20 protein-coding genes are annotated in these 22,592 nt (G+C 63.7%); 12 read left to right on the forward strand and 8 right to left on the reverse strand.

Going from position 1 to position 22,592, the window contains the following annotated elements; all coding sequences use genetic code 11:
* Positions 1-93 precede the first annotated feature (93 nt).
* Positions 94-867 carry an SDR family NAD(P)-dependent oxidoreductase gene (locus AC1DVW_RS08905; RefSeq protein ID WP_477322443.1) on the reverse strand — a complete coding sequence of 258 codons (774 nt, stop codon included), beginning with the start codon at positions 865-867 and terminating at the stop codon, positions 94-96.
* A 122-nt stretch (positions 868-989) separates the two neighbouring features.
* On the opposite strand from AC1DVW_RS08905, the gene AC1DVW_RS08910 reads away from it, so the two are divergent.
* From AC1DVW_RS08910 to AC1DVW_RS08925, 4 genes are all read left to right on the forward strand, one after another.
* Positions 990-1,133, forward strand: a complete 144-nt coding sequence (locus AC1DVW_RS08910; protein ID WP_477322445.1) for a hypothetical protein — start codon at positions 990-992, stop codon at positions 1,131-1,133.
* A gap of 97 nt (positions 1,134-1,230) precedes the next feature.
* Entirely contained in the window at positions 1,231-2,544 is a 1,314-nt protein-coding gene (locus AC1DVW_RS08915; protein ID WP_477322447.1) for an NAD(P)H-dependent oxidoreductase, read from the forward strand.
* Positions 2,545-2,626: 82 nt separating this feature from the next.
* Entirely contained in the window at positions 2,627-2,869 is a 243-nt protein-coding gene (locus AC1DVW_RS08920) for a type II toxin-antitoxin system VapB family antitoxin (RefSeq protein ID WP_477322449.1), read from the forward strand.
* Positions 2,869-3,261 (forward strand): type II toxin-antitoxin system VapC family toxin, encoded by a 393-nt coding sequence (locus tag AC1DVW_RS08925; RefSeq protein WP_477322451.1) that lies wholly within the window; start codon positions 2,869-2,871, stop codon positions 3,259-3,261. Before AC1DVW_RS08920 ends, AC1DVW_RS08925 begins: the two co-directional genes overlap by 1 nt.
* Position 3,262: 1 nt before the next feature.
* Here AC1DVW_RS08925 and proC read toward each other — a convergent pair whose 3' ends face one another.
* The 3 genes from proC to AC1DVW_RS08940 all read right to left on the reverse strand — a co-directional run bounded on the left by proC (position 3,263) and on the right by AC1DVW_RS08940 (position 6,526).
* Positions 3,263-4,078 carry a pyrroline-5-carboxylate reductase gene (proC, locus tag AC1DVW_RS08930; protein WP_477322453.1) on the reverse strand — a complete coding sequence of 272 codons (816 nt, stop codon included), beginning with the start codon at positions 4,076-4,078 and terminating at the stop codon, positions 3,263-3,265.
* 155 nt (positions 4,079-4,233) lie between these two features.
* The gene (locus AC1DVW_RS08935; protein WP_477322455.1) at positions 4,234-5,559 is read right to left on the reverse strand and encodes an O-antigen ligase family protein; all 1,326 of its coding nucleotides are present in this window, start codon (positions 5,557-5,559) and stop codon (positions 4,234-4,236) included.
* Positions 5,528-6,526 (reverse strand): glycosyltransferase family 2 protein, encoded by a 999-nt coding sequence (locus AC1DVW_RS08940; RefSeq protein ID WP_477322457.1) that lies wholly within the window; start codon positions 6,524-6,526, stop codon positions 5,528-5,530. The genes AC1DVW_RS08935 and AC1DVW_RS08940 overlap by 32 nt, the downstream gene beginning before the upstream one ends.
* Positions 6,527-6,700: 174 nt before the next feature.
* Here AC1DVW_RS08940 and AC1DVW_RS08945 point away from each other — a divergent pair, with 174 nt between their 5' ends.
* From AC1DVW_RS08945 to AC1DVW_RS08955, 3 genes are read left to right on the forward strand one after another with little or no spacing between them, the layout of a single operon-like run.
* Entirely contained in the window at positions 6,701-7,873 is a 1,173-nt protein-coding gene (locus AC1DVW_RS08945; RefSeq protein WP_477322458.1) for a glycosyltransferase, read from the forward strand.
* Positions 7,870-8,664 carry a WecB/TagA/CpsF family glycosyltransferase gene (locus AC1DVW_RS08950; protein ID WP_477322460.1) on the forward strand — a complete coding sequence of 265 codons (795 nt, stop codon included), beginning with the start codon at positions 7,870-7,872 and terminating at the stop codon, positions 8,662-8,664. Before AC1DVW_RS08945 ends, AC1DVW_RS08950 begins: the two co-directional genes overlap by 4 nt.
* A complete protein-coding gene (locus AC1DVW_RS08955; protein WP_477322462.1) occupies positions 8,661-9,587 on the forward strand; it encodes a DUF6492 family protein in 927 nt (308 codons plus the stop codon). The genes AC1DVW_RS08950 and AC1DVW_RS08955 overlap by 4 nt, the downstream gene beginning before the upstream one ends.
* A gap of 4 nt (positions 9,588-9,591) precedes the next feature.
* Here the strand turns inward: AC1DVW_RS08955 and AC1DVW_RS08960 are convergent, their stop codons facing one another.
* A complete protein-coding gene (locus tag AC1DVW_RS08960) occupies positions 9,592-10,887 on the reverse strand; it encodes a lipopolysaccharide biosynthesis protein (protein WP_477322464.1) in 1,296 nt (431 codons plus the stop codon).
* Positions 10,888-11,087: 200 nt separating this feature from the next.
* On the opposite strand from AC1DVW_RS08960, the gene AC1DVW_RS08965 reads away from it, so the two are divergent.
* The 4 genes from AC1DVW_RS08965 to AC1DVW_RS08980 all read left to right on the forward strand — a co-directional run bounded on the left by AC1DVW_RS08965 (position 11,088) and on the right by AC1DVW_RS08980 (position 17,380).
* Positions 11,088-13,517, forward strand: a complete 2,430-nt coding sequence (locus AC1DVW_RS08965; protein ID WP_477322466.1) for a GumC family protein — start codon at positions 11,088-11,090, stop codon at positions 13,515-13,517.
* A 157-nt stretch (positions 13,518-13,674) separates the two neighbouring features.
* Complete coding sequence (gene folD, locus AC1DVW_RS08970; RefSeq protein ID WP_477248886.1) at positions 13,675-14,574, forward strand: bifunctional methylenetetrahydrofolate dehydrogenase/methenyltetrahydrofolate cyclohydrolase FolD; 900 nt, start codon at positions 13,675-13,677, stop codon at positions 14,572-14,574.
* A gap of 53 nt (positions 14,575-14,627) precedes the next feature.
* On the forward strand, positions 14,628-15,593 hold the full coding sequence (locus AC1DVW_RS08975; protein WP_477248885.1) for a GlxA family transcriptional regulator: 966 nt from the start codon (positions 14,628-14,630) through the stop codon (positions 15,591-15,593).
* Between the two features lie 122 nt (positions 15,594-15,715).
* The gene (locus tag AC1DVW_RS08980; RefSeq protein ID WP_477322468.1) at positions 15,716-17,380 is read left to right on the forward strand and encodes a vWA domain-containing protein; all 1,665 of its coding nucleotides are present in this window, start codon (positions 15,716-15,718) and stop codon (positions 17,378-17,380) included.
* A gap of 68 nt (positions 17,381-17,448) precedes the next feature.
* Here the strand turns inward: AC1DVW_RS08980 and edd are convergent, their stop codons facing one another.
* The 3 genes from edd to zwf form a co-directional block, all read right to left on the reverse strand.
* A complete protein-coding gene (gene edd / locus AC1DVW_RS08985) occupies positions 17,449-19,272 on the reverse strand; it encodes a phosphogluconate dehydratase (RefSeq protein WP_477322470.1) in 1,824 nt (607 codons plus the stop codon).
* Positions 19,273-19,344: 72 nt separating this feature from the next.
* On the reverse strand, positions 19,345-20,061 hold the full coding sequence (gene pgl / locus AC1DVW_RS08990) for a 6-phosphogluconolactonase (RefSeq protein WP_477322472.1): 717 nt from the start codon (positions 20,059-20,061) through the stop codon (positions 19,345-19,347).
* Entirely contained in the window at positions 20,043-21,512 is a 1,470-nt protein-coding gene (zwf, locus tag AC1DVW_RS08995) for a glucose-6-phosphate dehydrogenase (protein ID WP_477322474.1), read from the reverse strand. The genes pgl and zwf overlap by 19 nt, the downstream gene beginning before the upstream one ends.
* Positions 21,513-21,809: 297 nt before the next feature.
* Between zwf and AC1DVW_RS09000 the strand changes: the two genes are divergently transcribed.
* Positions 21,810-22,556, forward strand: a complete 747-nt coding sequence (locus AC1DVW_RS09000; protein WP_477248930.1) for an SDR family oxidoreductase — start codon at positions 21,810-21,812, stop codon at positions 22,554-22,556.
* Positions 22,557-22,592: the final 36 nt, after the last annotated feature.

Consider the following 22,592-nt stretch of genomic DNA (forward strand, 5'->3'; position numbering starts at 1 on the left):
TGCCCATCTGGCGTGAAGCGGTGATGGGCGACTGAACGAGCTACATTCTCAATTTCCGCCCTTTGAGATTGCGATAAGCGAATTCCCGCCCGCTCACGCCACCGACCACCCGCCATCGACCAGTATGTTGGCGCCGGTAATCATCGACGCCGCCGGCGAGGCCAGGAACACCACGGTTCCCGCGACATCGATCGGGTCGCCGATGCGGCCGAGCGGAATGTGGCCCAGCACATGCGCGTGAAACTCCGGATCGGCGAGCGAGGGTCGCGTGCCGTCGGTCCAGATGAAGGTCGGCGCCACGCTGTTGACGGTGATCTTGTGCTGCGCCCATTCGGCGGCCAGGCAGCGCGTCAGATGGTTGATCGCCGCCTTCGACATGCAGTAGATCGCCTCGCCCTTCAGCGTCACCGTACCGGCCTGCGAGCTGATGTTGATGATGCGTCCGGATTTCTGCGCGATCATCAGCTTTGCCACCGCCTGGGTGGTAAAGAACGTGCCCTTGAGGTTGACGTTCACAGTGAGGTCGAAATCCGCCTCGGTCACGTTTTCCGCCAGGTTTTCCGGCCCGAGCCCGACATTGTTGACCAGCACGTCGAGGCGGCCGAAGGCGGCATGCGCCTCGGTGACAGCTTTTCGCACGGTGGCGAGATCGGTCAAATCCATCTGCACCGCCAGCGCCCGCCGGCCGATGCGCTCGATCTCGGCGACAAGTTCCGCCCCGTCGGCCTTGCTGCGCACGCCGACGACCATGTCGGCGCCGGAGCCGGCGCAGGCGAGTGCGCAGGCGCGGCCGATGCCGCGCGTGGCGCCGGTGACCAGCACCACCTTGCCGGCCAGATCGAATTTCGGCGTGAAGTCCGTTGTCATTGAAATCTCCCTCCAAAGCCCCGCCGGGCCGCAACGGTCGCGACAGGCTGGAACACTAACCGGTCCCGGCGTGAAAGCCAGCCGCTTGCCGGCTCCGCAAGGCTCCATCATAGGAACACCGCTTGTGCGAAGACTTGCCACGCGTCGGCCATCATGATGCCATGTCCCTGCTCGTCATCTTCAGGGATCGCAAGATGGACGACCTCGCTGCCGGTTCCGAAAAGAACCTTGCCGAGGCGCGGGCGCTCTTGGCTGCTTTGCACTAGAACGCGAGAAATTGCCGCCGGTCGCCGGTTTCGTTGGCAAACCGGGGCGGTTCCCTGCTATTCCCGCTTCAAACCAAAAAGCAGTGGACGTTTCTGCATGACCAATGTCGCCCTGACCGGGCTTGCCCGCGATCTCGCCAAGCGCGCCAGCGAAGGCCGCCCGGTGCGCATCGGCGTCATCGGCTCGGGCGAGATGGGCACCGATCTGGTGACGCAAGGCATGCTGATGCCGGGCATTGCGGTGTGCGCCGTCTCGACACGCCGTCCGCACACCGCTCGCGACGCCATCCGCATCGCCTATGGCGACGAGGCGATGGCGGTGGAGGCCGACAGCGCCGCGAAAGTCACCGGCGCGATCGAGAGCGGCAAGATCGCCATCACCTCGAACGAGATGCTGGTCACCAACCCGCTGATCGACGTCGTCATCGACGCCACCGGCAAGCCGGGCGTCGCCGCCGATTTCGACCTCAAGGCGATGGAGCATGGCAAGCATCTGGTGATGATGAATGTCGAGGCCGACGTGACCATCGGCTGCTATCTCAAGCAGCAGGCCGACCGGCTCGGCGTCGTCTATTCGGTCGGCGCCGGCGACGAGCCGTCGAGCTGCATGGAGCTGATCGAGTTCGCCTCGGCACTCGGCTACACCATCGTCTCGGCCGGCAAGGGCAAGAACAATCCGCTCAACCACGACGCCGTTCCCGACGACTATCGCGAGGAAGCGCTCCGCCGCAACATGAACCCGCGCATGCTGGTCGAGTTCGTCGACGGCTCCAAGACCATGGTCGAGATGTGCGCCATCGCCAACGCCACCGGGCTGGTGCCGGACGTTCCCGGCATGCACGGTCCCAAGGCCGACCGCGATGAATTGGCCAAGGTGCTGATCCCGCGCGCCGACGGCGGCATCCTGTCGAAGAAGGGTGTCGTCGACTACACGATCGGCAAGGGAGTGGCGCCCGGCGTTTTCGTCATCGTCGAGGCGACGCATCCGCGCATCATCGAGCGCATGGACGACCTGCATATCGGCCACGGTCCCTATTACAGCTTCTTCCGGCCCTACCATTTGACGTCGCTGGAAGTGCCGCTGACCGCCGCCCGCATCGTGCTCTACGGCCGGCCCGACATGGTGCCGTTGCCGCGGCCGGTCGCCGAAGTCTGCGCGGTGGCCAAGCGCGATCTGGCCGCCGGCGAAACATTCGATGCCATCGGCGAGACCTGCTACCGCTCCTGGACGATGACCGTCGAAGAGGCCCGCGCTATCAGAGCTGTGCCGGTCGGCCTGCTCGAAGGCGGCAAGGTGCTGAAACCGGTCAGGAAGGGCGAATTGTTGACCACCGGCAACGCAGCTCCCGACCAGACGACGAGGCTGTTCGCCTTGCGCCGGTTGCAGGATGAGATGCTGTACGGGAGCTGAGATTCCATGACAGGCCAGGCAGGCTGGCCTTGTCATGACAAATTCACTATATTGTAGTTGCAACGAAACGGAGGCTTCTAAAATGAATCTCCAGATCAGAGACCCGCGCGCCCGTGACCTTGCCCGTCAGCTTGCTGAAAGGCGAAATATTTCAATGACCGAGGCGGTGATCGAAGCGCTCGAATCCGAGCTACAGCGCGAACGCGACCAGATTCCCTTGGCTGAACGGCTGGCCGTCCTCTCGAATGACTTAAGAGCCAAAGCGAGAAGCGGCGGCAGGGATTTGAGCAAGGATGAGATCGACGAGATGTGGGGGCATCCCTGATGTTTGTCGACACCTCCGTGGTGATCGCGATCCTCGCGGGCGAGGAAGACGCTGCTGAATGGAGCCGTCGGATAGGGCAGGCCCCGATACGGACAACGTCCCCACTGGTTGTGCTTGAAGCGGCGATGCGGCTTTCCTCGATTCTTTTGGTGGAGCCGCTCGTCGTGGAAACAACGATAGAAGCCTTCCTTCGGGAAGCTGCGATCGAAGTCGTTCCGATCGAAATCGGAGATGCCAAGCTAGCGATCCAGGCCTTTTCGGAATATGGCAAGGGTCGCGGCCACCCGGCTCAGCTCAATCTTGCCGACTGCCTGTCATATGCTTCGGCAAAAAGCCGTGGCATGCCCTTGCTCTACAAAGGGCAAGATTTTTCCCACACCGATCTGGCCTGAGTTACTTCCCCAGCTCGACCGACCGCAGCCGTGCTGCTTCCACCGCCTCGGTCAGCAGATGCGTCAGCCGGTCCTCGCCCATCAGCACGGCCAACGCGGCGGCCGTGGTGCCGTTGGGGCTGGTCACTTGCTGGCGCAGCACGCCCGGCTCCTCGCCACTTTCAGCGGCGAGCGAGGCCGCGCCATAGACGGTCTGCATGGCCAGCAGCTTGGCGGTCTTGCTTGGCAGGCCGGCCTTCTCGGCGGCCACGGTCAGCGCCTCGATGAAATGGAAGATATAGGCCGGTCCCGATCCGGACACTGCCGTCACCGCATCCATCAGGCCCTCGTCGTCGATGGTTGCCACTTCACCGCTTGCCGAAAGCAGGTCGGCGACGAAACGCTTGCTGTCGTCGGAAACCAGCCGGTTGGAAAACACCACCATCATGCCTTTGCCGATCGCCGCCGGCGTGTTGGGCATGCAGCGCGCGATCGGCGCGCGGTTGCCCAGGATCGCCTCGAAGGTGGCGACGGGTGTTCCCGCGGCGATGCTGACGAAGGTGGTGCGGCCATCGCCGAAGCGCTTGTAGGCTGAAGTCACGTCGCTGATCACTTGCGGCTTGACGGCGATGACGACGAGCGCCGGGACAGTGTCAGCTGGAATGCCGCCGGCATCCGCCGCCGCGCCGCAGCCCAGCGCTTCGGCGCGCTGGCGCAAATCGGCATTGGGCTCGACCACGAAAACCGCCGCCGGGGCAAGCTTGCCCGATTTCAGCCAGCCCGAGAGCATGGCGTAACCCATATTGCCGCAGCCAGCGAGAACAAGCCTGATCGTCATTGAAAGCCCTCCAGAAGATGGCTCTCCCATAGAGCATGATCCCGAAAAGTGGAAACCGGTTTTCGGAAAAGATCATGCTCAAACAAAAAACCAGAGCTCCATCCCGACGGGATGGAGCAGGCTCTGGTCGCTCTGGGCTGGGTGGGAAAGTCCTGTCAGGACCGATGGGGATCGCGCACCGGGATCGGCCGCAGCGAGACTTGCCTGAGGCCCAGCACACCCAGCACGAAAAACATCCACACCGGATCGGCGCGGTGGAAGAAGAAGCTTTCGAGGAAGGCGTTCAACCCGGTGAACAGCACCACCATCATGAAGAAATCGCCGAGATAGATGTTTTCCTTGCGGGCCGGTATGCGCATGTAGTCGCGCAATGGCGCGATGAGGAAGGTGTAGACCGCCACGCAGAGCGCCGGAATGCCCATCAGCACGGCAATGTCGAGATAGCCGTCATGGCCGTGCACGATGGTTCGGATGTCCCAGGCCCGGTCGAAGGGTTGATCCTGGTTGAGCAGCAGCGGCGTGCCCCAGAAGCTCTCGTAGCCGTAGCCGGTCCATGGTCGCTGCGCCAGCATGCTGCCGGAGAACTCCCACAGTGTCGTGCGTCCCGTATAGGTCATGTCGGGGAAATAGATCGCCGCCAGGTGCTTTACCGGCGGCAGGAAGACGATGCCAAGCGTGCCGACCGCGGTCGCGATGATTGCCAGCGCAAACAGGATCGGCGTGCCAAGCCGCATGCCGATGAGGCTTGGCAGAACCACAATCAGGATCGAAAACGGCACCAGTCCAGCTGTCGTCTTGGAGCCGGTGTGGAACATGAAGATCATCGCTGCACAGAAGATGCCGGCGCCCCACAGCCGCTGTCCGCGCCGATAGAGATAAAGGCCGGCAAAGCTGAAGCAGGCCATGATCGGGCCGGCGATGTTCTTGTGGGTGAAGACGCCGCGCCACAGGCCGGCATGCTCCGGCTCCTGCGAGTCGGCTGTGTGCAGGGCCTCATGCGGAAAGACGATCAGTCCGATGTAGGACAGGCCCATGACGACAACGATGGTGAAGATGATGACCTTCGAGAACGCATCCGCGTCGCGTGGCAGTGCCAGGATCGTCGCCATCGTCAAAATGCCGATCAGCGTGAACGAGGCGGCGCGCGCCGCCGACGGCGGGTCGCTGGCCATCACCACCGAGAGCATGAAGAAGCCCAGCATCAGCAGCCAGGAGGGGCTGAGCAGCGAGCGCACCACCTTGGGATTGGCGAAAGCCATCAGCGAGAAGATCGAGATGGCGCCGAGCGAGCCGAAGCCGAGCTGGTTGACGATGTCGCCGCCATCGCCGATCACTTCGGCGCCGGCTGGCTGGAACGGCCGGAAGGATATCAGGATGGCGGTGAACAACAGCGCCGCGATTGCGGTCGCAACGCCGTCGCGCGTGAACGCCGCGCTGAGCGGCGCCTGCTCAGTTTTTCTCAGGCTGTCGATACTGCTCATTGGCATATCCGAATTCGGCAAGCACGCGGCCGACCGCGACATGGACGGGATACAAGGCGGTTGCCGGTGATCCTGTTTGCGCCAGCCTGACGATCCCGCGAAGCGGCGAGACGGCAAGCAGCGCCAGGCTTTTCAGGAACACCTTGGTACCGGCAAAGGGTGTTCCGGCGCGCTTTTTCTTTTCGACCAGCGTCGAGATGACGCCGTTGCGCAGGCTGCGGGCGCGGATCCAGTCGGCCTCGACGCGCCGGGCCGGAACCGTTTCATGGACTTGACCCTCGGCGCACCAGCCGAGCACAAAGCCTCTTTGCGCCGATCGGCTGAGAAAGTCGGAATCGCCGCCGCCCATGAAATTGAATTTGAGATCGAGGAAGGGCGGCCCCATGGCGGTCAGCACGTTTCGTCCCACCAGAAGGTTGCCGGACGAATAGAGCGCCGGTACATGCCCGGTCTCGCGGTAAGGCGGCGCAAAGACTGGGTGTTGCGCCCATTTCGCATGCGCCGAATCGGCAAAGACCGGCACTTGCGGGCCGCCGACGATGTCGGCGCCGAGCGTCTCGGCCGCCTTGCACATGCGCTCGAGCCAATCCGGGTCGGCGATCTCGTCATCGTCGATGACCAGCAGGTGTTTGAAATTGGGGAAATGCAGGATCGCCGTTTGCCAGCCGGCATTGTAGGCGCTGCAATTGCCGCGCTGATGGGCGACGATGACCATGCCGGCAAGGTCGCCGCGCTCGAATAGCGGCAGCGCCGCTTTGGCGCCGGCGCGCGCCTCGGCCTCGTTCTCCATGACGATGACGGCGAAGCGCCTGCCGGTCTTCTGTGCCTTGAGCGATGCCAGCGTTTCCAGCACCTGCTCAGGCCGTTTGAAGGTCGGCAGTGTGACGACCGCTTCGGCGGTCTCGGCGGCAAGCCCCGCAGACCGTCCCACGATCGATACCGAACCGTCCGATGGCAAAGGGATCATCCGTGTCCAGCCGCAGGTGAGTTTGGCTTCTCGATAGCATCGCGATGATAACGTTTCGTTAATCACCTTTCGCGGAGACTCCGCCAAATGCGCGGCTCTCAACCGCCGATTGCCGCCATTTAATCAAGGCTTCACCCCGCTTTGCTATCCGGTTGGCCACAGGATTAGGGTGAGATGCATCTGCTGTTCGCCACATCGATCGTGCCCGACGGCGCTCTCGCTTCGGGCTACGAAATTGCCAACGCCGCCATCATTGACGCCTTGCGGCGCGCTGGCGCGCGCGTCACCGTGGCCGGCTTTATCTGGCCCGGCAAGGCGGCCAGCGATCCTGAAAACACAATCGTGCTTGGCGCCATCGATGTGCGCACGGAAAATGCCTCGCCGCTGCGCAAACTCGTCTGGGTCGCCAAGGCGATGCTGTCCGGCCTCACCTTCGCCTCGGTCAAATTGCGAGTGCTTTCCGACAACGACATCCGCGCTGCCATCGAGCGTGCCGGCCCCTTCGACGGCTATATCCTGAACTCGGTGCAGTTCGCCGGCGCCTTCGAAAACCTTTTCGACGATCGGCCATCGATCTTCGTCGCCCACAATGTCGAACATCGCTCGGCGCAGGAGAACGCCGCTGCCGCCGGCGGGTTCTTCCAGCGTCTGCTGTTTCGTCGCGAGGCGAGGCTGCTCAAGACCATGGAAGAACGGCTCTGCCGCCGGGCACGCTTCGTCTTTACGCTCGCCGAGGAAGATCGCTCGGCGCTCGGCGTTGCCTCCGATGACCGCTCGGCAGTGCTGCCCCTGGTGACCCGCACCTCAGCCCCGACGAACAAGGGCCCGCGCCGCATCGATTGCGACGCAGCGTTGATCGGCACCTGGACCTGGCAGCCGAACCGCATCGGCCTCGACTGGTTCCTGGAAAAAGTCGTGCCGCATCTCAGGCGGAATTTCCGCATCAGGATCGCCGGCAACATGCCGTCGGGCGTCACCTCGACGCATCCGGGCGTCGAATTCGTCGGCCGCGTGCCGGACGCGCAGGCCTTTGTGCGCGGCGGCGCCGTCATTCCGCTGATCAGCACCGCCGGCAGCGGCGTGCAGCTGAAAACCATCGAAACCTTCGAGCTCGGCCTGCCCTCGGTCGCCACCAGCCGCTCGCTTCGCGGCATAGACCATCGCCCGGTCAATTGCGTCGTGACCGACGACGCGGCCGAATTCGCCGGCGCGCTCGAGGCGGCGGCTGCCGATGTCAGGGACGTCGATGGCAGCGCCTTCCACCGCCGGCAGGTCAAGGCGCTTGATGCCGCGATCAAGCTTGGCCTGGAAGGGCTCGGCCCGGTCAGGCAGGAGGTGGCTGCATGAATATGCATTCCGCCCGCGCCGCGTTGGGTCTCGACACGTTGAAGATGATCCTCGGCATTTCGGTGCTGGCCATCGGCTGGGACGATGCGATCGCCCTTCTGGTCCGGCTGGTGGCCGAGCGCCGCTTCACCAAGGTCAGCTTTCTCAACGCCCATAATGCCAACATCGCCCATTCGGATCCGGTCTTTGCCGAAGCGCTCGACGATTTTCTCGTGCTGCCTGACGGCGTCGGTGTCGATGTCGCGGCAAAACTGCTCTATGGCGCACCGTTCCCCGACAATCTCAACGGCACCGATTTCGTCCCTGCCTTCCTGCAGGCATCGACCCGGCCGCTGACCGTGGGGCTGCTCGGGGCAACGCGCGTCAACGCCGAAGCCGCGTCGGTCAAGCTGGCGGCGCTCGCCGTCCAGCACAATTTCGTGGTCATCCATGACGGCTATTTCTCCGCCGCCGAGGAACAGGGCATCGTCGATCGGATCGAAAAGCTGCGACCCGATGTCCTGCTTGTCGCCATGGGCGTGCCGCGTCAGGAACTGTGGATTGCGCGCCATATCGATGCGCGCCATTGCACGCTGCCGATCGCGGTCGGCGCGCTGCTTGATTTCCTAAGCGGCACGGTGCCGCGGGCGCCTTTGTGGATGCGCCAGTTGCGCCTCGAATGGCTGTTTCGCCTGTGGGTCGAACCCGGCCGCCTCTGGCGCCGCTATGTCGTCGGCAACCCGCTGTTCCTGTTGCGCGTCATCAGGCAGAAACTGTCGCGCAAGCCCGAACCTGCCGGAGAGATCCGGTGAACAACCGGTTCGTACCGAGCCCTGCTAGCGAAATCGACACCCTTCGGCAGACACCGACAGCGGCGGTGGTGACGGCCAGCTACGCACCGGATTTCGAGCGCTGCCGCCTGTTGTGCGAAACCCTCGACCGCCACGTTTCCGGTGTGGCACATCACTATATCCTCGTCGAACATCGCGATATCGGGCTGTTTCGCCAGCTGGAAAACAGCCGCCGCAGCATCGTCGACGAGCGCGATCTGCTGCCGCGCTGGCTGCATGTGTTTGACGACCCGCTCAGCCTGTTTCGCCGCCGCATCTGGCTCAGCCTGAAGACCATGCCGTTGCGCGGCTGGCATGTGCAGCAGCTGCGCCGCATCGCCATCGCCGAACACGCAGTAGAAGACGTGCTGATCTTTTGCGATTCCGACGTCGTCTTCCTCAAGCCGTTCGACACAAACGCTTTTTGGCGCGACGGCAAGGTGCGGCTGTTCCGGCGTGACGGCGTGCTCGCCAATGACGGTCATGACGAGCATCGCATCTGGTCGCGCAATGCGGGCTCGGCGCTCGGCATCGATGCATCCAGGGTCTCGACCCACGACTATATTTCGACGCAGATTGCGTGGCGCCGCCAAACCGTGACGGCGATGTGCGCCCAGGTCGAGAAGGTGCATGGCCGCAACTGGGTTCAGGTCATCGGCTCGGCACGTAAATTCTCCGAATGCATGATCTACGGCCGCTATGTCGACGATGTGCTGGAGGGTGCCGGCCATTTCCACGGTTCGGAAGAGTTCTGCCGGGTCCATTGGACCGGCGAAGCGCTGTCGGATGACGAGTTCCGCCGTTTCGTCGCCGCCATGGCGCCGGAACAGGTGGCGATCGGCATGCAGTCCTTCATCGGCACCGATATCGGCCGCATTCGCCGCCTGATTGGACTGGACGTTTAGAGGCTTAGACCGGCTTTGCCGGTTTGCGCATCGCCGAATAGGTGAGCAGCGCCGAGGCGAGATAGAGCAGCAGGAAGACGACGTTGAGCGACAGCACCAGATTGGGCGTGTCGGCGATCGTGGTCAGCACATAGGTCAAGAGCACCGCCTTCAGCCCGGCCAGCAGGCCGAGATTGAGCGCCCGCACCAGAGTCTGGCCGCGCGCGAACAGAAGCTCGGCCTGGTATTCGACCAGATTGCGCAGTCCCGGCACGCAGATCGCCAGTGCCACCAAGGGGGCTGCCTCCGCGACATTCTTGCCCAGCGCGTTGGGGAAGAAATGCAGCACGACGCCAAGCGTCGCCAGTGCCAGTGTCGAGACCAGGAAGACGCCGCCTTCGATGCCGCTCTTGACCACCAGGCGCGACAGCAGTTCCGGCGCCCGCATCATGCGCTGCACCAGCATCATCGAGAAGGTGCGGATCGGGATCGCCGTCAGGTCGACCAGCCGCATGATGATGGCATAGATGCCGGCCAGATGCGGCCCGCCGATCGCCAGCACCAGCAGCTTGTCGAATTCCGACTGCAGGTAGAACAGCACTTCGGCGCCGGCGACATAGATCGAATCGGCGAGGCGCCTGAGATAGAGCTCGATGCGCAGCCTGAGCCGCTGGCGTGGATAGTAGAAGCCGAAGGCGAGCAGCAGCGAGGCGGCATTGGCGCCGATGTAGAACCACGACCAGACCCAGACGCTGTGCTGTCCCGAAAGCATGAACAGCACCGCGCCGAGTGCGCGGAAGGCCGTCGTCACGATTGCCAGCACGGCGGCGCGGCCGAATTTGCCGAGCCCGTTGTTGACGATGAGCACCACCTCGACCGGCCGCCACAAAAGTGCTTCGGCAAAGACGATCGCCGCAAAGACCGCCAACGGCACATTGCTGGCAAAGAAGATCAGGTAGACGCCATATGAGGCAGCGGCCAGCAGCGGCAGTGAGATGACGCCAAGCAGCAGGAAGCCGGCGGTGAAAGTGCCGATCAGGTTGGGGCGGATGGTGGCGGTGCGGTAAAGCGCCGAGATGAAGCCGAAGGCGAGGATACGCGACAGCATGACGCCGGCCGCCGATGCGGTGGCGAACATGCCGAACTCGGCGATGGACAGCGTGTTGGCCAGCGCGATGAAATAGGCGAGCGAAAACACCAGTCGTCCGCCAGCGCCGCTGATGGCTGAAAGATAGTCGCGAACCAGCCCCCGTCTTTCGGCCAGAAAGCTGCCGATCCGGGCGAGGGGCCGCCTTTGCGGTATGTGATTGGCCTGCGTCATATCTCGCGCAAAGCCTTAGCGCGGAAAGCTTAACGTGCGGTTCTGAGCCTTCGGATTGGCCTCCGAAAACATACAACCGAAGAGAGAAACTGCGTCCTCAAATCGCCAAAATTAACCTTTTGTTTTCTATGCCTGTTTAGCGTGGCTTAACGATTGGCCGACTGCCGCTTCCAAGCCGCCAGAGAGTAAGCTCCAAGACAATGGTCGACAGGCAAAACCGTGAAGACTGGAAGCGTGAGCGCTCCTTGCTCGCGCTTGGCCAGGCTGTGCGCGGCGAGGACGAGACCGACGCTTCGCTGGTTTCGCTCGGCGACCGCACAGACGCGTCATGGCGCGAGGATGCTGCCACGCGCCATCGCGTCGCCCGCTCGCAACGCGAGGCGCGCGCCAATCCGCCGCCCACTTGGACCGCGGAGACATCCCAAGTTCAAACTGGCAGTGGCCCCGTTTCGGAGGCTGAGGCACGGCTGGAGGCAGACAAGGCCATTCGAGGAGGCTACCCGCAAGCCAGGCTGCGCGACGAGCCTGCCGGCGTCTCCGAGGCCTACCGTCCTCGTGCTGCCGCATATGAGCCCCGCTACGCTGGTGGCGAGCATTGGTCTTCCCGCGACGATGCCGACAACCAGGAATGGAAGCCGCTGATCGATCCGATGAAGGTGATCGGCGGCATTGCCAGGTCGAAGATGCTGATCGTCACGACGACGATACTGGGCGCAGCACTCGGCATTGCGATCGCTTTGTCGACGCCAAAGAAGTACGAATCTTCCACCGAAATTGTCGTCGATCCGCGCGACCTCAAGCTCACCGAGCGCGATCTCACCCAGTCGGTCGTTGCCTCCGATGCTACGCTGGCACTGATCGAAAACAAGGCGCGTCTGCTGACCTCCGGCAACGTTCTGAGCAAGGTCGTCGACGACCCCAAACTCGATCTCGTCAACGATCCCGAATTCAATGGCCAGGGCTCGGGTGGGCTCTCGATCCGCTCGCTGATCCACTCTTTGTTCTCAAACAGCAAGGGCGGCGCGGTCGACCTGGCGCGCCGCAAGTCGCTCGCCATCAGCAATCTGGCCGAAAGCCTGTCTGTCGAGCGCGGCGGCAAGACCTTCGTCATCACCGTTGGCGCGACGACGCAGGATCCCCAGAAGTCGGCTGATATCGTAACCACGGTGACGAGGGTCTTCATCGAGGCTTCCCGCGACATGCAGTCCGACACTGCCGGCCGCGCCACCGACGAACTGACGGCCAGGCTCGATGAATTGCGCAAGGGCGTCGAGACGGCCGAACGCAAGGTCGAGGATTTCAGGGCGACGCATGACCTTGTCGACGCGCAGGGCCATTTGATCAGCGACGATGAGATGCTGAAGCTCAACGAGCAGCTCGCCATCGCCCGCGCCCGCACGCTGGAACTCAACGCGCGGGCGGCGTCGGCGCGCTCGCTCGATGTCAATTCGGTTCTCAACGGCACCTTGCCGGAGGAGATCAACTCCAACACCATGAGCGAATTGCGCTCGCAATATGCGGCGTTGAAGCAGGAGGCCGACCGCGCCGCGGTGCGGCTCGGGCCGCGTCACCCCGAACTGCAGGCGCTCGGTGCCCAGCTTGCCGGCTCACGCCAACGCATCGCCGGCGAGCTCACCCGCATTGCCTCGTCGCTGCAGGTTGACCTGAAGCGCGCGGTCCAGCTCGAACAGAGCCTTGCGTCCCGGCTGGCGCAGCTGAAGGTGCGCAGCGGCGATGTCAACGACGACCTCGTCAGCTTGCGCGAACTGGAGCGCGAGGCCACCGCCAAGCGTTCAGTCTACGAACAATATCTTCTGCGCGCCAAGGAGACCGCTGAGCAGAAGGACATCGACACCGCCAACATCAGTGTCATGTCGCCAGCCTACATACCGCTCGAGGCGAAAGGCCCTTCGCGTGCCGTCACCGCGCTTGCCGGCCTGTTGCTGGGCATGGCTGCGGGTATCGGCCTCGGCGCCATGCGCGGCGCCTATGAGAGCCTGCGCGAGACCGCCAATGCCCGGTCGCGCCGCAGGCCGGACGAGCGGCGGATAGCTGTCGAAGACAAGGCATATCAGGCACCGCCGCCTGCGCCTCCGGTCGAGAGCGCTCGCACTGAACGCTCAGGTCTGTTCGGTGGGCTGTTCTCGGCAGTGGGCAAGATCATGCCTGGCAAGATTTCGGCGCAAAAGTCCACTGATACCCGCCCGGCTGAAGCCGTCTCACCCGCGATGGTCGAAGGCGTCTATCCGAGGCAAGGGACTGCCTTCTATCCGCCGCCCGATTTCCGGCAAGACGCCTATGCTGCCCATCCGCAACAGCCGCCATTGCCGGCTCACATGATGCCACAACCGCCGATGTACCCGGCCCCGCATGGCCAGGCCTATGGGACGCAGCCGGGCTACCCGCCGGTGCAAGCCGGGCAGATGCAGCCGCCGACTGGCTACCCGCAGCCGATGGCGCCCTATGCGGGACAGACGCAATATCGGCAGCCTCCGGTGGTGGCGGCACCGCCCGTCGCCAATCCCGCCGAGCAGCAAACCCAGGTCGAGGAAATCCGCAACAGCCTGCGCGAATTCCGCGAAGCGGTCCGCGAACTCACCGAAAACCGCTCGCGCCGTCGCTATTTCTAAAACGCCCAGCAGCGAATAAAACATGCCGGTTTCGAGTTTACGGCATATGACGGCGCTCTGACGGGATTGCCCGGTCGAATTTTCGTGAAAATGCCGCTCAAACTAGAACCAAGGCGCAGTGCCGTGCTTTGGGTGGAACGGTGTCGAAGGATAGTTCATGGCCGAGTTGATTGACGGAAAAAGCGTCGCCGAAGACGTGGTGCGCACGGTCAAGGGGTTGACCGCCGAACTGACGGCCAAGGGCGCCAGGCAGCCTGGTCTTGCGGTGGTCATCGTCGGCGAGGATCCGGCGAGCCAGGTCTACGTCGCCTCCAAGTCGCGCACCGCCAAGGAATGCGGTTTCCATTCGGTCCAGCATACATTGTCGGCGCAGACCTCCGAACAGGAACTGCTCGACATCATCGGCGCCCTCAACGCCGATCCGGCCATCAACGGCATCCTGGTGCAACTTCCGCTTCCCAGCCACATCGACGCCGGCAAGGTCATCCAGACCATCGCACCGGAAAAGGATGTCGACGGCTTTCATTTCATCAATGTCGGCAAGCTCGGCACCGGCGAACTCGAAACCGCCTTCGTTCCCTGTACGCCGGCCGGCTCGATGCTTTTGATCGAACGCGTGCGCGGCAAGGACCTGTCCGGTCTCAATGCGGTTGTCGTCGGCCGCTCCAACATTGTCGGCAAGCCGATGGCGAACCTTTTGCTCGCTGCCAACTGCACGGTCACCATCGCCCACAGCCGCACCAAGGATCTGCCGGCGCTGGCCCGCACCGCCGACATTCTGGTCGCCGCCGTCGGCCGGCCCGAAATGGTCAAGGGCGACTGGGTAAAACCCGGCGCCACCGTCATCGATGTCGGCATCAACCGTATTGCCGCGCCTGAGAAGGGCGAGGGCAAGACCCGCCTCGTCGGCGACGTCGCCTATGCCGAGGCAGCGAAGGCGGCCGGCGCCATCACCCCGGTACCGGGCGGCGTCGGGCCGATGACCATTGCCATGCTGATGGCCAACACAGTAGCCTCCGCCTATCTTGCGGCCGGATTGAAACGGCCCTCCTTCTGAACAGAAAGCCGCCAGCTTTGCCGAACCTCACTATTCCCTCGGAACGGCCGGTCATGACTGACCCCGTTCAAGGTGGCGGCAGGCAGTTCGCGTTCCTGCTGGTCGACAAGTTTTCGATGTTTTCGCTGGCGGCGGCAATCGATACGTTCCGCTCGGCGAACCGGCTGCTCGGTCGCGATTTCTATGGCTGGACGACGGTATCGGCCGACGGCGATTCCGTCATGGCCTCCAACGGCCTGCCGCTCAAGATCGACTACGCCGTTGCCGACCTGCCGCCGGTCGACATCCTGTTCGTCTCGGTCGGCTTGACCACCGAATTCCCCGGCAAGAGCAAGGTGCTGGCGGCGCTGCGCAGCTGGGGCCGGCGCGGCAACGCGCTCGGCGCTCTGTCGGTCGGCTCCTATCTGCTCGCCGAGGCCGGCCAGCTCGAAGGCTATCGCTGCACCATCCATTGGGAAAACCGCGCCGGCTTCGTCGAGCGCTTTCCCGACATCAACTGCACCGGCAACGTCTTCGAGATCGACCGCAAGCGCTACACCTGCGCCGGCGGCACCACCTCGATCGACCTGATGCTGGAGATCGTGCGCGGCGATTTCGGCTCCAACCTCGCCAACGGCGTCGCCAACCAGTTCCAGCACGAGCGCATCCGCTCCGCCGGCGACCGCCAGCGCGTCGGACCGGAACGCGACCTGACCGGAAAGTCGGAAAAACTGCGGCGCATCGTCGAACTGATGGCCGACCATCTCGACGAGCCGCTGTCGGCGGTACAGCTGGCCAAGTCGGCGGGCTTGTCGGTGCGCCAGGTCGAGCGCCTTTTCCTGCGCCACCTCACTGTCACCCCCGGCCGCTACTACATGCGGCTGCGGCTCGAGCGGGCGCGTGAATTGCTGCGCCAGACCAACATGCCGATCCTCGACGTGGCCATCGCCACCGGCTTCACCTCGCACTCGTATTTCGCTCAGAGCTACCGGCTGCAGTTCGGCCGGCCGCCTTCCGAGGAGCGGCGCACGACCTACTGAGCGGATTCGCTTCCCTCAAAAGTTCGGTATTCGCCCGCCTCACACCTGCGTTCGGGCTTGTGTCCTGACGCCGCGTCAAATAGCTTTCCGGCCCGGAGCACGGCGGACTTGAGGAGATTTTCATGGCGGGACTGGCACGGAGCGTCGCTGCGGCGATTCTCCTTTTGTCGATGACGACGTTCGGCTTTGCGGCAAACAAGGTCATCATCATTCTCGACGCATCCGGCTCCATGTGGGCGCAGATCGACGGCAAGCCCAAGCTCGAAATCGCCCGTGAATCGCTCAGGACCGTGCTGCAGTCGGTCCCCGCCGACGACGAGATCGGCTTCATGGCCTATGGTCATCGCGAGAAGGGCAGTTGCGACGACATCGAGCTGATCGTGCCGCCGCAGGCCGGTTCGGCCAGCGCGATCTCCGCAGCCGCCGACAGTTTGAAATTCCTCGGCAAGACGCCGCTGACGGCTGCCGTCAAGCAGGCGGCCGAGGCATTGAAATACACCGAGGACAAGGCCACAGTCGTGCTCATCACCGACGGGCTGGAAACCTGCGGCGGCGACCCATGCGCGCTCGGCAAGGAACTGGAGGCGTCCGGCATCGACTTTACCGCCGATGTCGTCGGCTTTGGCCTGACCGCCGACGAAGGCAAGCAGATCGCCTGTCTCGCCGACAACACCGGCGGCAAATACATCCAGGCGTCTGACGAGAAAGCACTGCAGGAAGCTTTGGTCGAAACCGTCGCGGCACCTGCGCCTGCGCCCGAACCAGCGCCGGCACCGGCTCCAGCTCCGGCGCCCGAGCCGGAAAAGCCCGAATTCAATCTGCTGCCGACCTTGGTGCTTGCCGAGGGCGGCGATCCCGTCACCGACGGCAATGCCTGGGAAATCTACAAGGCAAAGTCCGACGGCACGCGTGGTGACAACGTCACCACCGAATACGGCGCCTACAAGGGCAATCTGGAGCCGGGCGACTACGTCATCGTCGCGCGCGACGGTGAGGCCAAGACCGAACAAAAGCTGAAGATCGAGGCAGGCCAGGTCTACAAGCCGCTGTTCACCTTGAATGCCGGCACCCTCATCATGCATCCGCGGCCAAGCGCGGGGGCGGATGTTGTCGATGGCGCGGCTGTCGTGATCGACTTCCCAGGTGCCGACAATCCGGCGACCTACTATGGCACCACCAAGACCGTGTTGCCGGCCGGCGACGAGAAAGTGACTGTCACGATCGGCCAGGGCGTCGCTACGGAGACGATCCCGCTTGCCGCCGGCAAGACGGTCGAAAAGGACATCATCGTCGGGGTCGGCCATGTGGTTGCCAACGCCTACTACACCGCCGGCGGCGACAAGGCCGACGGTTCGGGCGTCGGCTTCAAGGTGTTCAAGGCGAAAAAGAAGATCGACGGGACCAGGGAGGAGGTGACCTACGCCTATGGTCCCGACAGCAAGTTCGATCTGCCGCCGGACGATTATGTGTTGATCGCGACGGTCGAGCTGGCAGAGGTAGAGCAGCCGTTCACGGTGAAGGCCGGCGAGTCTCAGGATGTGAAAGTCGCCATGAATGCCGGTGTACTGGCAATCACGGCGCCCGGCGCCTCGAAGATCGAGATTTTCGAAGCGAAGAAGGACATCAACGGCAATCGCAAGTCGCTTGGCTACGCCTACGACCAGAAGTATCAGGCCGCGATAGTGGCCGGTGACTATGTGGTCGTCTCGGAGAAGTCGGACAACAGCTCGAAGGAAGGCACCGTGACAGTCAAGGCCGGCGAGCGGGTCGAGCTAACGGTGCAATAGCGCCGTATGGACCAACGCAAAAAGGGCGGCCACGGGCCGCCCTTTTTCATGAACGAGACAACAATCGCTCAGGCCGTTCCGAAGGCGCTGGCGCCATGATCGGCGCGGCCGACCAATTGCCGGAAACCGGCGAAAAGCTCGCGGCCGAAACCGAATTCATTGCCGATCAAATCGGCTTCCGCCGTCCGGCGCAAGGCAAAATCCCCAGCCGGTACCAGCACTTCCAGCGTGCCGGCGTCGGCGTCGAGCCTGATGATGTCGCCCTCGTGAATCCGGGCGATCGGCCCATCCTCGACCGCTTCCGGCGTCACATGGATCGCCGCCGGCACCTTGCCGGATGCGCCCGACATACGCCCGTCTGTGACCAGCGCCACATGCTGGCCGCGATCCTGCAGGATGCCGAGCACGGTGGTCAGCTTGTGCAGCTCCGGCATGCCGTTGGCCTTCGGTCCCTGGAAGCGGATGACGGCGATAAAGTCGCCGGTCAGCGTGCCCGCCTTGAACGCCTCATTCAACCCTTGCTGGCTGTCGAAAACCTTGGCCGGCGCTTCGACGATGCGCCGCTCCGGCTTCACCGCCGAAGTCTTGATGACGGCGTGGCCGAGATTGCCTGACAGCACTTTCAACCCGCCTGTCGGCTGGAACGCCTTGCTGAACGGCGCCAGCACCTTCTCGTCGCCACTCACGCGGGGCGAGGCCTCGCGCACCACGCTGCCGTCGGCGCCGAGCTTGGCCTCGACCGCATAGGGCCGCAGGCCTTCGCCCCACACCGTCTGCACGTCCTCATGCAGGATGCCCTCGTCGAGCAGTTCGCGGATCAGGAAGCCGAGCCCGCCGGCGGCATTGAAATGGTTCACGTCGGCAAGGCCGTTCGGATAGACCCGCGCCAGCAGCGGCACGGCTTCCGACAGGTCCGAAATATCCTGCCAGGTGATGGCAATGCCGGCCGCGGCCGCCATGGCGATCAAGTGGATGGTGTGGTTGGTCGAGCCACCGGTGGCATGCAGGCCGACGACGCCGTTGACGATCGAACGCTCGTCGATCATCCGGCCGGCCGGCGTGTAGGCGTTGCCGAGCGCGGTGATCGCCAGCGCCCGCTTCGTCGCCTCGCGGGTGAGCGCTTCGCGCAGCGGCGTGCCGGGATTGACGAAGGAGCCACCCGGCGTGTGCAGGCCCATGATCTCCATCAGCATCTGGTTGGAGTTGGCCGTGCCGTAGAAGGTGCAGGTGCCCGGCCCGTGATAGGATTTGGACTCGGCCTCGAGCAGTTCGGCCCGTCCCGCCTTGCCCTCGGCATAGAGCTGGCGGACCTTGGCCTTCTCGTCATTGGGCAGTCCGGTCGTCATCGGCCCGGCCGGGATGAACACCGCCGGCAGGTGGCCGAAAGTGAGTGCGGCGATCACCAGTCCCGGCACGATCTTGTCGCAGACGCCGAGATAGACGGCGGCGTCGAACATGTTGTGCGACAGGCCGATTGCCGCGGCCATTGCGATCACGTCGCGCGAAAACAGCGACAGCTCCATGCCGGGCTGGCCTTGCGTGACGCCGTCGCACATCGCCGGCACGCCTCCGGCCACCTGGGCGATGCCGCCGGCCTCGCGCGCGGCTTCTTTGATCAGTGCCGGATAAGTCTCGAACGGCTGGTGTGCCGACAGCATGTCGTTGTAGGAGGTGATGATGCCGAGGTTCGGCACCCTGTCGCCGCCCAGCGCCACCTTCTCAGACGGGCTGCAGACGGCGAAGCCGTGGGCAAGGTTGCCGCAGGACAGCACGGCCCGGTTGGCGGTGCGGTTCGACGCCTCGGCGATGCGGCTCAGATAGCGCTCGCGGCCTGGTTTGGAGCGCTGGCGGATGCGCTCGGTGATGGCTTCGATGTCGCGTCTGGCGGTCATGGTACAGGTCCTTTCAGGCGAGGTCCCGGAAACACCCTCCGGCTGTCCGCCGGGACCCTCAGCACGTTGAAATCAGGGTGCCCAGAAGACCTCTACGGGTCTCTCGGCTGCGTCGAGCACGGCGCGAATAGGTTTTTGTTTTCCCGGCCCCATCGCGGCCTCGAATGCGGTGCGCTTGTCCTCGCTTTCGATGTGCAGTGCGATGAAACCGGCGCTGACGATCCGCGCCAGCGACAATGTCAGGCGCGGCTCGCCGGCGCTTGTCGCATGAACCGGCAGCACGATCCTTTGCGAAGACGGGTCGAGCAGTTGTTCCAGCTCGTCGGCGTCGGGAAAGAACGAGGCGGTGTGGCCGTCGGCTCCCATGCCGAGCACGACGGCATCGAGCGGCCAGGGCAGTGCGCGCAATACCCTTGTGTCGGAGACCGCCGCATCCTCGATGCTTGCGGCCTCGTGATAGAGCGGCACGAAACGTGCGGCGCTGGCCGCGTTCTGCAACAGATTGGCGGCAACCAGTCCAGCGTTCGAGCGCGGCGAGGAGGCCGGCACGAAACGCTCGTCGACCAGCGTCACCGTGACCTTACTCCAGGCGATCGGGATGTTCGAAAGTGCTGCGAAGAATTTTGCCGGCGTCGTGCCGCCGGAAACGGCAAGCAGCGCCGTGCCGCGCTCTTCGATCGCCTCGGTCAGGCGGCCGGCAACGCGGCCGGCAAGGGTTGCCGCCAGATCCGGGCGTGCGGAAAAGGCGTGCCAGTTGTAGGCGACGCCGTTTAGTTGCTCTCGTGCCATGTCCGCCCGTCGCGTTCGATCAGCGCTATGGAAGCCGAGGGGCCCCATGTGCCGGCGGTGTAACCCTGCGCTTCCTGCCTTGCGCTTTCCCAGGCGTGCTGGATCGGGTCGATCCATTTCCACGCCGCCTCGACTTCGTCGCGGCGCATGAACAGCGTCTGGTTGCCACGGATGACATCCATGATCAGCCGCTCATACGCGTCGGGCGCGCGGCCGTCGAAGGATTGCGCGAAGCTCATGTCGAGCGGAATCTGGCGCAGCCGCATGCCGCCCGGACCCGGATCCTTGATCATGATGAACTGCTTGACGCCCTCGTCGGGCTGCAGCCGGATGACCAGCTGATTGGCAAAAATCGGCCCGGCACTGTCGCCGAAGATCGAATGCGGGATCGGCCTGAACTCGATGACGATTTCCGAAACACGGGTCGCCAGCCGCTTGCCCGTCCTGAGATAGAACGGCACACCCGACCAGCGCCAGTTGCCGATCTCGGCCTTGATGGCAACGAAAGTCTCGGTGTTGCTCTCCTTGCCGAGTTCCTCGACATAGCCTTTCACCGGCCCGCCGGCCGAGGCGCCGGCGCGATACTGGCCTCGCACCGTGTGCTTGGGTGCCTCGTTGCCGTTAATGCGCTTCAGCGCCCTGAGCACCTTCAGCTTTTCGTCGCGCACGGCATCGGCGTCCATCGACGACGGCGCCTCCATGGCGACGAGGCACAGGAGCTGCAGCATGTGGTTCTGCACCATGTCGCGCAGTGCACCGGCCTTGTCATAGTAGGTGACGCGGTCTTCCAGGCCGACTGTCTCGGCGACCGTGATCTGCACATGGTCGACATTGGCGGAGTTCCATAGCGGCTCGTAGAGCGCATTGGCAAAGCGCAGCGCCATCAGGTTCTGCACCGTTTCCTTGCCGAGATAGTGGTCGATGCGGAAAATCTGGCTTTCATGGAAATCATCGCCGACCAGATCGTTGAGCGCGCGCGCCGAGGCAAGGTCGCGCCCGATCGGCTTCTCCAGCACGATGCGGGAGTTCGGCGTGATCAGCTTGTGCTCTTTGAGCTTGTGCGAGATGTCGCCGAACAGCGCCGGCGCCACCGCCAGATAGAAGGCGCGAATGCGATCGCTGTCGCCAATCGCCTTTTTCAGTTTGTCGAAACCGGCGCCAGTGGTGGCGTCGGCCGAGACATAGGAAAGCCGGGCCAGGAACGTCTTTAATTCCTTTGGGTCGATATCGGCCGGTTTGACATGGTCGGAAATCGCCTGCCTGGCGAAAGCCTGGAACTCCTCGTCGGTCATCTTCGAACGCGACGTGCCGATGATCCGCGTCGGCTCGGAAAACTGATGGTCGCGCTGGCGATGATAGAGCGACGGCAGGAGCTTGCGTTCCGACAGATCGCCGGTGCCGCCGAAAATGATGAAGTCGAAAGGATCGACGGGAATGATCTGGCTGGTCATGGTCTGTCCGCTTTGACGCCGCTCACGAGTACGCGGCTGATATAATCTAATCGATTTAAATTTTCCAGTGCCACGGTGTCACATCTAAGTGTCGGAACCTGACCCTTGACACTGGCACAACCCGGAGGCTTGTCGGCGGGCGATGGTTCCGGGAAGCCTTCGCAGATGCAGCATAGAGCGGGATTGAAGCGAAAGCCAAAGGAGAAATCGAGGATGGATGCACATCTTTCGACGGCCGTGGCCGCTTTGATACGCCGGCTTGCGGGACAATGATCTTCAATCATGGGTGAGAAAAGCATGCGCCTGGAAAACAAGGTGGCTATCATCACCGGTGCCGCGTCGGGCTTCGGCGAGGGCATGGCCAGACGTTTTGCCGAGGAGGGCGCCAGGGTCGTGGTCGCCGACCTCAACGCCAAGGGCGCCGAACGTGTCGCCAACGAGATCGGCGAGGCGGCGATCTGGACCCAGACGGACGTCTCGTTACGCTCCGAATTCGACGAGATGGTCTATGCCGCCAAGAGCGCCTTCGGCCGCATCGACATCATGGTCAACAATGCCGGCTACACCCATCGCAACGGCGATATGCTCGATGTCAGCGAGGAGACCTTCGACCTGATCACATCAGTCAACATGAAGGCGATCTACCACGCCGCACGCGCCGTGGTGCCGATCATGGAGCGGCAAGGCGGCGGCGTCATCCTGACCACGGCCTCCACGGCCGGCCTGAGGCCGCGGCCCGGCCTCACCTGGTACAATGCCTCGAAGGGCTGGGCGATCACTGCGACCAAGTCGATGGCGGTGGAACTGGCGCCGAAGAACATCCGCGTCAATTGCCTCTGCCCGGTCGCCGGCGAGACCGGCATGCTGGAGAAATTCATGGGCGCCGATACGCCCGAAATCCGCGACAAGTTCCGCGCCTCGATCCCGCTCGGCCGGCTGTCGACGCCGCTCGACATCGCCAATGCAGCGCTCTGGCTTGCTTCCGACGAGGCCGCCTTCATCACAGGCGTGGCGCTAGAGGTGGACGGCGGGCGCTGCATCTGAGCCGTCGGCCTTGCCGACGATCTTGCTCAAACCGAG

It is taken from the genome of Mesorhizobium sp. P3_B5 (assembly GCF_056402815.1).